The organism is Hymenobacter volaticus (assembly GCF_022921055.1).
Lineage (GTDB): Bacteria > Bacteroidota > Bacteroidia > Cytophagales > Hymenobacteraceae > Hymenobacter > Hymenobacter volaticus.
On the sequence record NZ_CP095061.1, the window covers coordinates 1,653,484 to 1,666,795 of the forward strand.

Here is a 13,312-nt window from a genome sequence, read left to right on the forward strand (position 1 = left end):
GCTGGTCATGTTTTGCGACGGAAACGAAGTTTGGGTAGCAGCCAAAAAGCACTCAGGTTCACTCGGCGGAAGTTTATATCCCGGAAGCGGGTTTCGCTATCGGGCCAGATATCGGTGGGTGGTGCCGTCCCAAACACCGCTTGGTACACTGTTTTGGTTTCACCGTACCAGTCATTGAATTTGTCGCGCTCGGCTGCGCCGCCCCGGGTAGGACCGTGGTGAATAGGTTGCCCAAGCACCTGCTCGCAGAACTCCAGCCAGTAGGAGCGGGTGTAGAGCAAATGCAGGTGCCACACCTGATCCACTTGGTCGGAGGGCGTAAGCGGGTGCTCGGTCAGGCAGACCAGAAACATGAATTTCTTGTATTCCAGCACTGCCCGCAGGGCATATTCGAGGGGCCAACCGTTCTCGCGCGCCAGCCGGTCGGTGAAGGAAAACGCCGCGCCCGGATCATCCAGCTCGAAGCGCTGAATGCGGTTCCACAGGTCGGGTTGCCGAGTTGGCATCATGCGGGAAGTGGTAGCGACTATGCGTTGCTAAAGCTAGCAATTTTTGAATATACAAAGGCTTGTAGCTAGCTCCACAATACCCTTTCTGAGCCCCTGGCGTAGGTATTTCTATTGTTCATCTAATCCCTAACCGCATGAATCAGCCTATTTCCCGTCAGCTGCACGGCTTTTCCGACCTCTCCTACGTTCCGTTAGCCCTCGCCCTGCCCAAACTCGGAGGGTTTGAAGACGAAGACAAAGCCGTTGCAGTAACCCGCTTCCTAGCCGGCAACGTTGCAACTGTGGGTCTATTTACCCGTGCCGAGTGGGGAGCAGTTAAAAAAATACCTTTCAAAGCCCACTTGCTACTAGACATAGGTGCTGGCGTAATAGCCGCCGCGTCGCCTTGGCTGTTCGGCTTCGCTGACAACAAAAAAGCCCGTAATGGCCTCTTGCTGCTAGGTGCCGTAAATATCATGGCCGGTGCTCTCTCACGGCCCGAAGAAATGCCCGAGGGTACCTACTAGCTAGACCCATCGGCCTATATCAAAACGGCCTTGTAGGCACCTCCCGATAGGAGTGTCTGCAAGGCCGTTTTGTGTTTCCAGTTGAAGGTAGCTTAAAGTTAGAAGCTCGTTTTCCTCAGACGAAAAAGATAGAATATTTGATACTAGTTTAATACTCGTTGTTTACCTCGACCGTCATGCTGAGCGCAGTCGAAGCATCTCGCGTGCTGATGTCTGAGTACTACTTCCGTGTCAGCACGCGAGATGCTTCGGCAAGCTCAGCATGACAGGTGCAGTTTGGCAATCTTCTAGCTCGGTGAAAGGAATAACTTCGCTTAGTTTAATTAGGCCTCTTCCTCTTTCAAGGACTGCATGTCGATGACGTGGCGGTAGCGCACTTCTTTGTCCATCAGGTCGTCGAAGGCTTTGTTGATTTCTTGCATGGAAATCATCTGTACTTCGGGCATGATTTTGTGCTTGGCGCAAAAATCGAGGACTTCCTGCGTTTCGGCAATGCCACCGATAATAGAACCCGCTACGGAGCGACGGTACATGGCCATATCCATGTTGTTGAGCGGCTTTTTGTATTCGCCAAGCAAGCCTACCGCTACCACCGTGCCGTCGAGGTCGAGCAGACTAACGTAGTCGGTGATGTCGTAGGTGTCGGGGATGGTGTTGAGAATGAAGTCGAACGAGGCTTCGTGCTGCTTCATGGCGGCGGAGTCGGTTGAGATTAGTACCTCGTGGGCCCCCATGGCTTGGGCATCCGCTTGCTTCTCTTTGGACGTGGTAATGACGGTTACGTTGGCACCCAAGGCTTTGGCCAGCTTAACGGCCATGTGGCCCAAGCCACCGAGGCCCACAATACCTACCCGGTCGCCTTCTTTCACATTCCAGTGCTTCATGGGCGAATACGTCGTGATACCCGCGCACAAAATCGGCGCAACGGCGCTGAGGTTCAGGCCGTCGGGAATACGGAGCACGAAGGATTCCTTCACGGTGATATTGGTGGAGTAGCCACCGAAGGTATTGGCGCCGTTGCCATCAGGCTTCATGGGGCCGTTGTAGGTGGCCGTCCAGCTTACGGGGCCCTGGCAGTAGTTTTCTTCGCCTTGCTGGCAGGGCTTACACTGACCACAGGAGTCTATCATGCAACCCACGCCCACAATGTCGCCGACCTTGAACTTGGTGACGGTGCTGCCAACTTCCAGCACTTGCCCTACTATCTCGTGGCCTGGCACACAAGGATATACCGTGTTTTTCCAGTCGTTTTTTACTTGGTGCAAATCGGAGTGACACACGCCGCAGTACAGAATGTCAATGTGCACTTCGTCGGCTTTAGGTGGGTGCCGCTCGATTTCCATGCGCTTGAGGCCGTTGAAAATCGAATTGGTAGCGCCGTAAGCCGGCGTCTTGATGGTTTCAACGGTGCTAGAGGTTTCGGCCGTGCTGGTTTCCATGAGCTAGAAAGATTGGTTTTGGAGGTAGGGAAGAGTGAGGTATGCTCAGGCAGCCGGAGCCACAAGAATATTAAGGAGTTACGGTGGCCTCTAGGAGACGTTGACAGTTCGGCTACTAATAGCATAATGTTGTTGGCCGTAACCCAACCCCACTGGCACCGACCTTTTCCTGGCATAGCTTTGTTGCTCTTCCTCCCACCAAACTAGGTGCGGGCGTAACGATAACAGCAGCGTATGCCGCGTAGAAAAAACAACTGGATATTCCGTTCAATGCTCTTCCTGGTGCTAGGGCTAATTCCTATGGCCACATGGGCGCAGAAAGGCCGCGCAACCACTAGCTCACCGGCGCTGCCAGCGCCGCCCGGCACCGTACGAGTTGCTGAAAACCTGTTCGTTGACCAGGCAGAAGTAGCCAACATCCATTGGCTGGAATACTTGCACTTTATCCGCCGTGACTCTGCACTAGCCTTTTACAACTCTCAATTACCTGATTCTACGGTCTGGCAACCCGTCCCGACAGCCGAGCAGAAGCAAGCGCCCCAAGCGTACTTCCGGGCTGCAACGTATGTTGTATCATCCGGCCACGGGCATTAGCTACGAGCAAGCGCTGGCGTATTGCCACTGGCGTAGCATCATGGTCAACCGTGGCTATTTCCAGAGTGTGGAATTTCGCAAGCAACACCCCGAACTGCGCGACTACCAAGTGACGGTTGAATTCGGGTTGCCCACAGAAGCCGAATGGCAGCTAGGTGCAGCCGGGGGCTTGCCGGCGGGCCCGCGCCCCTTCGAGGTAATCCAAACCAAACCCGCTGGAAAAGTCAAAGGCCAAAAGTTGGCCGCTGCCAAAGACCTAGTAGCCTGCCTCGACGCACAACAACTGCCACATTCTGCTACCGAAGTAGCCTATGAGTTGCCTTTCAACCTACAGGAGAACTATTACTTGGCGGGCAGTAACCAGGTAGTTGCCTGTGCTCCACCCAAAGCGGAATTTCCGTTGCAGCTAACCGTACGAGGGCCACTCAACGGGTTTGGAATGCAGCACGTCATCGGCAACGTGGCGGAAATGACGGCCACCAAGGGTGTGGCCAAAGGCGGCTCTTTCAAAACCTCCGTGCAGGATCTGAAAATAGCGTCGCGCCAACTATACCAAGGCCCGCAAAGCTGGTTGGGCTTCCGGTGCGTAGCCACTGTCCGGATAGCACCGAAGGCAGGGCAGTAAGACGAATAAACGCGCAGTTGATGGAAGCTACGCGTGATACTTCACTGGAAAGTTAACATTCTACTATGTTTTCTGACTTAAGCGAAGAACAATTGTTTCTGCACGACTTCATGAGTGACATTTCTGAGATATGTTACTGTGCCGGCTGGTTGCTGAATTTGGAGTACGTGCTTTGGAATGCTGTGCTAACAGGACCTAGAAAATGTGGCCACGGCATGATTACGCAAGAGGATATACACGAACTCCTGGCCTTGGCAAACCGCACGGACAGTTGGATGGTCTTCGATGAGGAAACCGAAGAAACGGCCTTAGCGCTTAGTTTCTGGCGAGCTAAGTACCTGAATGATATTTCACTCGATTCGACTCTCATCAAAGGCTGAGGTAACTCAACAAATCCGGGCGAAACACCTGCTCACTACGCAACCTAAAAACGACTTTTTCTCCTGTTATCTTTGTTGATTCCCTGCTGACCTCCACGTCAGCGAAATCAGTTTACTTACTCAGCCAGAATCTGCGATTTGAAAGTCTGCATTGCCGAAAAGCCTAGCGTTGCCCGTGAAATTGCCACTGTACTCGGGGCCAACCGACGCATGGACGGTTACTATGAGGGCAACGGCTACCAGGTCACCTGGACCTTCGGCCACTTCTGCCAACTTCGGGAGCCCGAGGACTACCGCCCCGAATGGAAGCGCTGGAGCATCCACGACCTGCCCATGCTGCCCGACACGTTTGGCATCAAGCTCATGCGCCGCGACGATGGCGTAGTGCGGCAGTTCACCGTCATCAAAAATCTGCTCGCCGACGCCGAGGAAGTGATAAACTGCGGCGACGCCGGGCAGGAAGGGGAGGTGATTCAGCGGTGGGTGCTGATGGAAGCCAAGTACCGCAAGCCGTTCAAGCGCCTCTGGATTTCGTCGCTCACCGAAGAAGCCATTCGTCAGGGTTTTGCCAATCTGCGCGACGGCGCCGAGTTCGACAAACTCTACCAAGCCGGCAAAAGCCGCGCCGTCGGCGATTGGCTGTTGGGCCTGAACGCTACGCGCTTGTTTACGCTCAAGTATGCCGCCGGTCAACGGCAGGTGCTCAGCCTCGGGCGGGTGCAAACGCCCACGCTGGCGCTGCTGGTAGACCGCTACCACGAAATCCAGAACTTCAAGCCGGAGCCGTATTGGGTATTACGCACCGAGTACCGCGGCACCATGTTCAGCCACGTCGCGCCGCCCAAAAAAGGCAAGGCCGACGACGATGAGCCCGACGAAAAGGCCCGCCTAAAAGCCCGTGGCTACTTCGTGAGCCAGGAAGAAGCCGATGCCGCCATAGCCGCCGTGAAGGACGTGCCCTTGACCGTAACGGGCGTCGAAATCAAGAAGGGCTACGAAACGCCACCTTCGTTGTTTGACTTGACCTCGTTGCAGGTGCAGTGCAACAACCAGTTGGGCCTCTCTGCCGAGGACACGCTCAAGACGGTGCAAAGCCTCTACGAAAAGAAAGTAGTGAGCTATCCGCGCGTTGACACCACCTTCCTGCCCGACGACCAGTACGTGAAAATCCCGGATATTCTACGGGGTTTGGGTGGCTACGCGGGCCTCACGGCGCCGTTGCTGGCCACCAAAATCCGCAAGTCAACCAAAGTCTTCAACAACAACAAAGTCACCGACCACCACGCCATCATCCCAACGGGTGCGAGTGCCGGCGGCCTCGGCGGCAACGAAAGCAGCGTTTACGACATCATTGTGCGTCGTTTCCTGGCCGCTTTCTACCCCGATTGTGAAGTCTCGAACACCACCGTAACGGCGGAGGCAGGCGGCTACCCCTTCCGGGTGCGCGGCCGGCAGATTCTAAATCCCGGCTGGCGCGTGGTATACGGCGACCCGGAAAAGCAGCAGGCACCCTCAGCCCCCAAAGCAGCCGGTGAAGGTGAAGACGACGTGGTCAGCACCGTGCTGCCCACCTTTGTGAAAGACGAAAGCGGCCCCCACAAACCGCGCCTCGACCAGAAAGTAACGCAGCCCCCGCGTGAATACAGTGAGGCCATGTTGCTGCGCGGTATGGAAACTGCCGGCCGCAACGTGGATGATGATGAGCTACGGCTAGCCATGAAGGAAAACGGCATCGGGCGGCCAAGTACCCGCGCCGCCATCATCGAAACGCTGTTCAAGCGCGGCTACATCGTCCGCGACAAGAAAAAGATTCTGCCCACCGCTACCGGCGTCGAACTCATTGGCCTGATTCGCAACCCTACGCTCAAATCGGCGGAGCTGACGGGGCAGTGGGAGCGGAAGCTGCGCCAGATAGAAGCCGGCAACCTCGATTCGGGTTTGTTTCTGGAAGAGTTGAAGCAACTGGTACGCGAAATGGTGCAGGAGGTGAAGCAGGATGGGTCGGGCCGCGGCATCACCGTCAGCAAAACCGAGCTAGCGGACCTCACTGGTCAGAAGAAAGCCGCCGCTACCAAAGCCAATCCGCCCAAAGCAGCTGCCACGCCAGCTATTCCTGGCGCGTTGGGCGCGTGCCCGGCTTGCGGCAGTGGCCACGTCCTGCGCGGCAAGTCAGCGTTTGGCTGTTCGCGCTGGCGGGAGGGTTGCCAGTTTCGGCTTCCAACGGAGTTTGAAGGGAAGAAGCTCACGGATAAGCAGATGCAGCCTTTGCTGGCCAAAGGCCGCACGCCCGTTATCAAAGGCTTTGTAGACGATGCCGGCCAGAAGTTCGACGCGGCCATTCGTCTCACGCCACAACGCACGCTGGAACTAGTCCGCGCCGCTGAAAGCAAGCCCACCACACCTACCGACCCCGGCCAGATTCCGTGCCCAGTATGTCGCCTCGGTACCATGCTCAAGGGCAAAGCCGCCTACGGCTGCTCCCGCTTCCGCGAAGACTGCCAGTTCCGCGTGCCCTTCGAGTGGGGCGGCAAAACTCTGAGCGATACGCAGATGAACCAACTGCTGCGCAAAGGCAAGACCGGTGTCATCCGTGGGTTTGTGTCAGCTAAGTCAGGTCAGCGGTACGAAGCCATACTGCAAATCAACCCAGAAGGCCGCATCGAGCCGGTGTTCGGGCAAGGATAATCTGGAGAATCAGAAAGATAGAAATGCGAGTTGCCTTTATATGATGAAGGGAACTCGCATTTCTATCTTTCTAGATAAACGAACTGACCTGAGCTATTGGGCCTAACGCCTACGTGCAAGAAACCCACTACATCTTACTTCCTTAGCAGCCGTAAGACAGGGTAGCAAATGTTGCTAGCCGTAACCCACTTACTTGATATGCCTACTTCTTTATTCGCAGCACGTTTGCTAGGCTACGTCATTGGCTTAGTGCCTCTAATAGCCTTGTTGCTCATGTTCCGACAGGTGATTCCGCAAACGCTGGCCCTAGGCTTGATGGGTGCTGGCGTCATGGGCTCTCTTTGGGTACAGCAGCAGCTAAAGGCTAAGTTTCCCTACAACTTCAAGGATCGGAGTGAGTGGCTAGCTTTGGGATTGTATGCTGTTTTGGTGGTTGGTATTATCCTGCTAATTCAGTTTCTGAGCTAACGTATGACTCCCCAATTCGGTAAGCTTATTGTGTTGGTCGGTCTGGCCGTGGTGGCGCTTGGGGCCTTTATCTGGCTCGGGGTGGCTCGTTGCTGAGTTGGTTCGGCCGATTGCCCGGTGATATCCGCATCGAACGGCCCGGCTTCCGACTGTATGCGCCTATCGTGTCGATGCTGCTGATCAGCTTGCTGCTAAGTGGGATTATGTGGCTGGTGCGTCGGCTAAGCTAGTACACTAGCGACGATTCGGTAAGTCGTAGCGCACTTGTAGATGCAATTGCCGAAACTCGCGGCCACCTAGCGTTAGGTAGGGTAACACCTGCAAGCGAGGCGCTACTTGCAAACTGGACTCCAAGAATAACGCTTGGTTGCGGGTGCCCATAGGAGTAGGATAACCAATTCCGGTAGCTATTCCCGCCAACAAACTGTAGCGTCCACCCGAGCGGAATCTAGAGCCGACACCCACGCGAGAGGCGGGTTGCCAAGGCCCTGGTTGGGTGTATTGAGGTCACCTTGGACATAGATATAGTCGCGCCGCCCAAGCCAGAACGTGAAGTGTGGAGTTATTGCTTTGGATTTGTAGGTGTCGCCTTTCACAGCGTAATAGCCCGATTGCCCTAGGATTAAGCCGCCGCCCAAGCCGAAGCTGCGCCGGTTTACCATAAAATGGGGATTGATGCCTATAAGCGTTTTGGTCTTTATAGGCTCTGATACATCTAGAGCCTGTTGTTCATCTCGGCCTACCGTCAATCGAACACCTACTTCACTTTCTGCCTCAGGCAATTTCGAGTGTGGATGCCAAGTGCTAGTGGCGTCAACGCTCACCGACTTGTACTTGTGTTGAAAAGGGCGAACTGGAGGACCGTTTCCACAGCCCTCTGAATCGTAGGGTTGCTGTTCTCGATTGAATTCCCCACTACCACCACCAACTGCTACCGACCAATGTTGACCGTTTCCAGCTGAATCGGCGGGCACTTGATTGGTGAAGAGCAGTACCACCGATGCCGCTGCAAGGGGCAACCCGACTCGCTGGGTAGTCAGGGCACCGTGCAGAATACTGACGGAAGCCAGTACCACAACGGCCAAGAGCACCGTTTTTACCACCATCAGTTCCGGGAATGTAAGCGCACCTACGGGCAGCATGATGGTACTGATTAATAAGCCTACCACGACTAGCAAGTTGCGCACCGGCTGGTTGGCGGGCACAACTTCTGGTACGGGTGACACAAAGCGAGTTCGGTACGTTAGAAAGCCCCAAGTACTTAGCAACAGCATCGAGTAGGGCAGTAGTAACCATTGCAACTCAAGCATGGAAACACCTCCTAGCGTGAGAACGGTTGCCCCAACTGGTTCTCCGGCCGGGTCACGCCAGAACTCGATGACGAACCGTCCCAACACGAGCAATCCAGCTTGCAATAGGGCCCAGCTACCAGCTGGCCACTGCCGATGGCGCGTCAGCCAGAGCACTAGTCCGGAGCCAGCGCATAGCAGCAGTGTGTAAAGCTGCGTGGGATATACGGCCAATGAATGAACAGCTCCCGCTGGCAGCAGACCCTGTTGTTGCTGAAAAAGATAGGGAACAGACCCGGGTGCATACGTAAGGCCCCAACTACCATTCGTGGGTTCACCGAAGCAGCAGCCTGTTAGTAAGCAGCCCACGCATTGCACGACTAGACCCGCGCAAAATGGCAACGCAAACGCATCGGCGACATGCCAGCTAAAGCCTAGCCAGCGGCGCAGCACCACCATGGCTGCTACAAAACCTAATCCGCCTCCTAGCACCGAACGAGCCGTAGTGGCCGGCCACGTTCCATGTTGCAGCATCGACCAGGCTTCGGTGGGTAGGGCAATCAGCTTGGTGCCGATAATGAAGGCCAGTGTGCTGGCAGCCAAGAGCACCAGCCAAGTTTGGAGCGGATAGCCACGTTGGTAGCCTGCGCGTAGCAACAGCGCCAACTGCACCCCGAAGGCTAGCACATAGCAAATGGTGTAATACTGGTGACCCTCAGGAGAAGGCAATAAAAATAAAGGGGATAATGGCATAGGCGTGGGTGTTGAGAGAGACGAGATGGTAGCATATGATAACAGCTTGCTCTACCAAAGCAACCAGCCACTGGAACACAGCCCCAAAGTCAATCAGCTATGGCTATACATCCGGCTAAATCAATAGACTATAAAAGTTCTCACCAAGTCGAACCGAGCAAATCGTTAATGCATTCTAAGCTAGAGCACGCCGTGCTCCAACGCCAACGACATCCAATCTTAATTAGACTTTATTTGTAGTATAAATTACTATATAAAAATCACTGTGTCAACCTTCTACTTCGTATATAAGGAACTTTCTGAATGTTATAAAATAGTGCTTTAACTACCTGATAGAAGTGCTTAATGTAATCAGAAATCGAAGAGAGCCACATTTACTCAACCAGCAGCCGACCTGGGTTGACTACCGGTGCCCCGGCTTCTTGCACTTCGTAGAAGTACATGCCCGGTGCAAGGCCGACGCAGCTGAAAGGCAATTCCAAACCATTCAAGTGGGGAATTGGCGTACTGTGCGGCCTAAAGCGTCGCGCAGGGTTAAGGTGCCATCTCGCAGGGCAGGGCGGCCGCTCAAACGTAGCACAGCAGTTTCGGTTAGCGGCTGCGGAAGTATCACCGCTGTTACTTGGCCGCAAGTAGCACACGCATTGCGGACGGCAAGTACCTGCACCGGAGAACTGCTGGCGTATCCATCGAAGGCGCCGCCCCAAAACTTGGTGTTGCTAAAGCCCATGCCCGAACCCGTGGGAGTGCTCGGGGCTGCGGGGCCGCTCAAAGACCGCACGCCGCGAATAGAGCGGTGCCCTGTGCGGTCGGCGATGGCGCCCCCGCCGTAGCGCCGGTCCGAAACGGCGGCCCACACGTTGGGGCGGCTCCAATTGCCGCCCCTGAAGTTGGAGCCAAGCACATCGGTGCTGTTAGGCCAGGTAAGCTGATTATGGTCGCCGTTCGTGGCTAAAGCGCCGTCGCCGGGGCGGCCGTCAAACTGGCCCGCGTTGGTAGGCTGTCCGCCATCTTGGGCCGCCACCGTAATGCACCGCTCCCAACAATTCGAGGTCATTTCCATTACGCCGTAGTAGGTGGCGCCGCTTTGCTCGCGGGTGGTGTTGGCTTTTGCGAAGATTCCACAGCGTAACGGCCCAATGTCGCCATCACCGCCCATAAATGTCACGTTGCCATACGCGCAGTTCGCGGTAGGGTCGGTGGTTTCGGTACCGTCTTCGGGGCCACTGATCGTGCGGGCAGCGGTGATGTTAGCATTACCCCAGGCATACTCTCCGGCCACCACGGGCTCGGGGCCGCGGCAGATTTTTTCGTATTGTAGCTCCGTCATGGGGCCAGGCCGGCCCAGTCGAGGTAAGCGGCCCCATCGGCCCAGATCAGGAAATTGGCGGCCCGGTCGGGGCGGGCGCAGCTGAATACTACGGGCGCGGTGGTGCCCATACCACTGACCGGGCACGTGATGGTGTTGCGTTGTGGGGTGCTAGCTAAGCCAGTCGGGACCATCACATAAGTGTTGCCACCCGCGGGACTATCGGCGCTGATGTCAACAGGTACTCGCCGCACTTGCTGAACGCGGGAAAGGCAATTGAGGAAGTCGGTGTACTGGCCTTGGCTGAGTTCGTACTTCATGCAGTAGTGCGCCCCAAACCCTTTCGGGTAGGCGGCCGGCAAAGCAGCTGACCCAGCGTAGGTGATGCCTGCCACCGATATTTCGTTGCCGTCACCGCCTGTGCCGGTGTTTATCCACCGGAGGGCACCAGCAGGCAGCGCTGCTTCACTCTCAATGCGGCTCAACGAACCCGCTACGCTTTCAAATTCACTGTCGAGCGCGCTTTGGCTGGTGGAGTTCAGGTTGAAGGCCTGCTCGGGAATGTACACCATCTCGGTAGCAAAGACCTTGATTTCGTAGTTCGAGCCAGTCAGCGCGACGCCATTGCTAAGCGCGTTCCAGGTGATACGCGTGCCAGTTACCGTGAAATTGCCGTTGCCCGTAGTGGCTCGGTGCAGCAAGATGCCGGTGCCATCAGGCGTGTCGCTGAAGGCTGCGCCTACCGGTACTACCGGGCGGTTGGTGCCAAGAGTGGCGTGGCTCCAGCCGGTGTTGGAACCCACGGCCCGGTACTTGACAAACACCCACGCGGCGTCCCAATTGGTTGCGTCGCGCCAAGAGTTGTCCCAACGAATATCAAACTGTATGTCGGCCGTGCCGCTCGTGATGTTGAGAAGCCGGACGTTGGAAACCGTCAGGTTGTTGGCATGAAGAGTTGCCCAAGACAGCAGCAAGAATAGTAAGAGAGCGTAGCGTTTTAGCATAGAAGCGCAGCAAGGAGAACTAGATAACAATGCAAAGGCCTAGGCAACAGCCCGAATATAGCAGTTGCTTATTCATCTATGTCCAAGCCTAGCGATGCGCCGCAAATCTGCTAATGGAAACGCGTAGGCTAGCTAGCAGGAGCAGCCAGTTGGGGAAGCGGAGTTGATTCGCCGTACTGCACAATATTTTCGATCATGCCCCGGAAAATGATGAAGTGAAACGGTACTAATGAGTACCAGTAAAGCCGACCCGCCAAGCCATAGGGGCGGAAGGCGGCTAGTTGTTCGAGCGTGTGCGAACCGTCGTCGTTGGGCAATATTCGGAATTGCAGCCAAGCCTCGCCGGGGAGCTTCATTTCGGCGTAGAGCAGCAGGCGGCTGCTTTTGCGGTCGGCCACGAGCACGCGCCAAAAGTCGAGCGGGTCGCCGGCGCGCAGGCTGGTAGGGGAGCGGCGGCCGCGGCGTAGGCCCACGCCCCCGGCTACCTTGTCCATGAGGCCGCGCACGCGCCAGAGCCAGTCCACCTTGTACCAGCCCCGCTCCCCACCGATGCTCCACACGTTTTGTAGCACCTCCTGTGGCGGCCGGGTGAAGCGTAGCGTCTGGCGGTCGGTGAGTAGGCCGAACTGCGGAATCTGGATGTGGTCCATGTAGTTGCGGGCATTACGCCGCTGCTCAGCGCATCGCTCCAGCTACTCACCACTTCGTTTTGCTCGATGCGTTGGAAGGCCAATTCTACGGCGGCGTAGTAGCTCATGCACTTGTGCGGCAGCACTTCCGCAATGCTGCGTTTCGGGTCGGCTACGGTGTCATTGCGCAAACTTTCCACCAGGCTTTGCGCCAACGAAAACGTGGTGCGCGTTACCAAAAACAGCCACCACGACGATAGCCGCGGCGTAAGCACCGGCACCGTCACGATGTAGCGCCGGTAGCCGCGCACGGAAGCCAGTTTCAGCAGCATCTCGCGGTAAGTCAGCACGTCGGGGCCCCCAATGTCGAAGGAGCGGTTGAAGCAGGCTTCGTTGTCGAGGACGTGGGTGAGGTAGTGCATTACGTCGCGGATACCAATGGGCTGGCACCGCGAATTCAGCCAGCGGGGCGTCACCATCACGGGCAGCTTCTCCACCAAGTCCCGGATAATCTCGAACGACGCAGACCCTGAACCAATGATAATGCTAGCCCGGAGCACTGTCAGGGCCGCTTTGCAGTTGCTAAGCACTGCTTCCACGGCTTTGCGCGAGCGTAGGTGCGTGCTCAAGTCGTGGTCATTGGCGATGCCCGATAAGTAGGTAACCTGCCGGGCCGTGGTGGTATCGAGGTACTGCCCAAAATGCCGCGCCGACTGCTGCTCGGAGTGAAAAAAGTTTTTGTCGTTGCCGCTCATTGAGTGCACCAAGTAGTAAGCCGCGTCGATGTTGGTAGGCAGGTCCCGCAACGAATCCGGCTTCAACAGGTCGCCTTGCGCCACCGTTACGCGGGTGCGCAAACGCTCCGGCAACTCGAAGCGGCGTGGGTCGCGCACCAAGCATACAACCTCGTGGCCGGCCTCAACCAATAGCGGGAGCAAGCGCTGGCCGATATAGCCATTGGCACCAGTGAGCAGGATTTTCATAGCGAGCAGTAAAGAGGTGGTTTCTCTTTAACCGAAGCGCAGCCAATGAGTTGTGCAAACCGCTGTTGGTCTGGTAAAAACAGCACCTAGACCGCCACCAGGGATATAAGAAACTCTACTGTTTTCCGGTGGCCCGTTG

General features: G+C 56.2%; 15 protein-coding genes. 7 read left to right on the plus strand and 8 right to left on the minus strand.

Annotated features, from left to right (window positions below; translation table 11 throughout):
• Window positions 1-5: 5 nt before the first annotated feature.
• Window positions 6-509, minus strand: coding sequence for a glycine-rich domain-containing protein (locus MUN86_RS07140; protein WP_245123459.1), 504 nt, complete (start codon window positions 507-509; stop codon window positions 6-8).
• Window positions 510-643: 134 nt separating this feature from the next.
• Here MUN86_RS07140 and MUN86_RS07145 point away from each other — a divergent pair, with 134 nt between their 5' ends.
• A complete protein-coding gene (locus tag MUN86_RS07145) occupies window positions 644-1,015 on the plus strand; it encodes an SPW repeat protein (RefSeq protein ID WP_245123462.1) in 372 nt (123 codons plus the stop codon).
• 323 nt (window positions 1,016-1,338) lie between these two features.
• Here the strand turns inward: MUN86_RS07145 and MUN86_RS07150 are convergent, their stop codons facing one another.
• Window positions 1,339-2,454 carry an NAD(P)-dependent alcohol dehydrogenase gene (locus MUN86_RS07150; RefSeq protein ID WP_245123465.1) on the minus strand — a complete coding sequence of 372 codons (1,116 nt, stop codon included), beginning with the start codon at window positions 2,452-2,454 and terminating at the stop codon, window positions 1,339-1,341.
• A gap of 234 nt (window positions 2,455-2,688) precedes the next feature.
• Between MUN86_RS07150 and MUN86_RS07155 the strand changes: the two genes are divergently transcribed.
• The 6 genes from MUN86_RS07155 to MUN86_RS07180 all read left to right on the plus strand — a co-directional run bounded on the left by MUN86_RS07155 (window position 2,689) and on the right by MUN86_RS07180 (window position 7,436).
• Window positions 2,689-3,048 carry a hypothetical protein gene (locus tag MUN86_RS07155; protein ID WP_245123468.1) on the plus strand — a complete coding sequence of 120 codons (360 nt, stop codon included), beginning with the start codon at window positions 2,689-2,691 and terminating at the stop codon, window positions 3,046-3,048.
• The gene (locus tag MUN86_RS07160; protein ID WP_245123470.1) at window positions 3,020-3,673 is read left to right on the plus strand and encodes a formylglycine-generating enzyme family protein; all 654 of its coding nucleotides are present in this window, start codon (window positions 3,020-3,022) and stop codon (window positions 3,671-3,673) included. The genes MUN86_RS07155 and MUN86_RS07160 overlap by 29 nt, the downstream gene beginning before the upstream one ends.
• Before the next feature lie 110 nt (window positions 3,674-3,783).
• Window positions 3,784-4,053: a hypothetical protein gene (locus MUN86_RS07165; protein WP_245123473.1), complete on the plus strand. Its 270-nt coding sequence runs from the start codon at window positions 3,784-3,786 to the stop codon at window positions 4,051-4,053.
• A gap of 138 nt (window positions 4,054-4,191) precedes the next feature.
• Window positions 4,192-6,738 (plus strand): type IA DNA topoisomerase, encoded by a 2,547-nt coding sequence (locus MUN86_RS07170; RefSeq protein ID WP_245123474.1) that lies wholly within the window; start codon window positions 4,192-4,194, stop codon window positions 6,736-6,738.
• 198 nt (window positions 6,739-6,936) lie between these two features.
• Window positions 6,937-7,206 carry a hypothetical protein gene (locus tag MUN86_RS07175; RefSeq protein ID WP_245123476.1) on the plus strand — a complete coding sequence of 90 codons (270 nt, stop codon included), beginning with the start codon at window positions 6,937-6,939 and terminating at the stop codon, window positions 7,204-7,206.
• A gap of 110 nt (window positions 7,207-7,316) precedes the next feature.
• On the plus strand, window positions 7,317-7,436 hold the full coding sequence (locus tag MUN86_RS07180; RefSeq protein ID WP_245123480.1) for a DUF2905 family protein: 120 nt from the start codon (window positions 7,317-7,319) through the stop codon (window positions 7,434-7,436).
• A 4-nt stretch (window positions 7,437-7,440) separates the two neighbouring features.
• Here MUN86_RS07180 and MUN86_RS07185 read toward each other — a convergent pair whose 3' ends face one another.
• The 6 genes from MUN86_RS07185 to MUN86_RS07205 form a co-directional block, all read right to left on the minus strand.
• The gene (locus tag MUN86_RS07185; RefSeq protein WP_245123482.1) at window positions 7,441-7,587 is read right to left on the minus strand and encodes a hypothetical protein; all 147 of its coding nucleotides are present in this window, start codon (window positions 7,585-7,587) and stop codon (window positions 7,441-7,443) included.
• A gap of 26 nt (window positions 7,588-7,613) precedes the next feature.
• Complete coding sequence (locus MUN86_RS07190; protein ID WP_245123485.1) at window positions 7,614-9,248, minus strand: prolipoprotein diacylglyceryl transferase; 1,635 nt, start codon at window positions 9,246-9,248, stop codon at window positions 7,614-7,616.
• Between the two features lie 487 nt (window positions 9,249-9,735).
• Window positions 9,736-10,578, minus strand: a complete 843-nt coding sequence (locus MUN86_RS07195; protein ID WP_245123488.1) for a hypothetical protein — start codon at window positions 10,576-10,578, stop codon at window positions 9,736-9,738.
• A complete protein-coding gene (locus tag MUN86_RS07200) occupies window positions 10,575-11,561 on the minus strand; it encodes a hypothetical protein (RefSeq protein WP_245123490.1) in 987 nt (328 codons plus the stop codon). The genes MUN86_RS07195 and MUN86_RS07200 overlap by 4 nt, the downstream gene beginning before the upstream one ends.
• Window positions 11,562-11,689: 128 nt before the next feature.
• Window positions 11,690-12,133 carry a DUF2867 domain-containing protein gene (locus MUN86_RS31665; protein WP_311181801.1) on the minus strand — a complete coding sequence of 148 codons (444 nt, stop codon included), beginning with the start codon at window positions 12,131-12,133 and terminating at the stop codon, window positions 11,690-11,692.
• Entirely contained in the window at window positions 12,043-13,173 is a 1,131-nt protein-coding gene (locus tag MUN86_RS07205; protein WP_311181802.1) for an NAD(P)H-binding protein, read from the minus strand. The genes MUN86_RS31665 and MUN86_RS07205 overlap by 91 nt, the downstream gene beginning before the upstream one ends.
• Window positions 13,174-13,312 lie beyond the last annotated feature (139 nt).

Coding starts and splice junctions, on each gene's coding strand:
- MUN86_RS07140 (WP_245123459.1), bottom strand. CDS start 509: ATGATGCCAACTCGGCAACCCGACCTGTGGAACCGCATTCAGCGCTTC.
- MUN86_RS07145 (WP_245123462.1), top strand. CDS start 644: ATGAATCAGCCTATTTCCCGTCAGCTGCACGGCTTTTCCGACCTCTCC.
- MUN86_RS07150 (WP_245123465.1), bottom strand. CDS start 2,454: ATGGAAACCAGCACGGCCGAAACCTCTAGCACCGTTGAAACCATCAAG.
- MUN86_RS07155 (WP_245123468.1), top strand. CDS start 2,689: ATGCCGCGTAGAAAAAACAACTGGATATTCCGTTCAATGCTCTTCCTG.
- MUN86_RS07160 (WP_245123470.1), top strand. CDS start 3,020: ATGTTGTATCATCCGGCCACGGGCATTAGCTACGAGCAAGCGCTGGCG.
- MUN86_RS07165 (WP_245123473.1), top strand. CDS start 3,784: ATGAGTGACATTTCTGAGATATGTTACTGTGCCGGCTGGTTGCTGAAT.
- MUN86_RS07175 (WP_245123476.1), top strand. CDS start 6,937: ATGCCTACTTCTTTATTCGCAGCACGTTTGCTAGGCTACGTCATTGGC.
- MUN86_RS07185 (WP_245123482.1), bottom strand. CDS start 7,587: ATGGGCACCCGCAACCAAGCGTTATTCTTGGAGTCCAGTTTGCAAGTA.
- MUN86_RS07190 (WP_245123485.1), bottom strand. CDS start 9,248: ATGCCATTATCCCCTTTATTTTTATTGCCTTCTCCTGAGGGTCACCAG.
- MUN86_RS07195 (WP_245123488.1), bottom strand. CDS start 10,578: ATGACGGAGCTACAATACGAAAAAATCTGCCGCGGCCCCGAGCCCGTG.
- MUN86_RS07200 (WP_245123490.1), bottom strand. CDS start 11,561: ATGCTAAAACGCTACGCTCTCTTACTATTCTTGCTGCTGTCTTGGGCA.
- MUN86_RS07205 (WP_311181802.1), bottom strand. CDS start 13,173: ATGAAAATCCTGCTCACTGGTGCCAATGGCTATATCGGCCAGCGCTTG.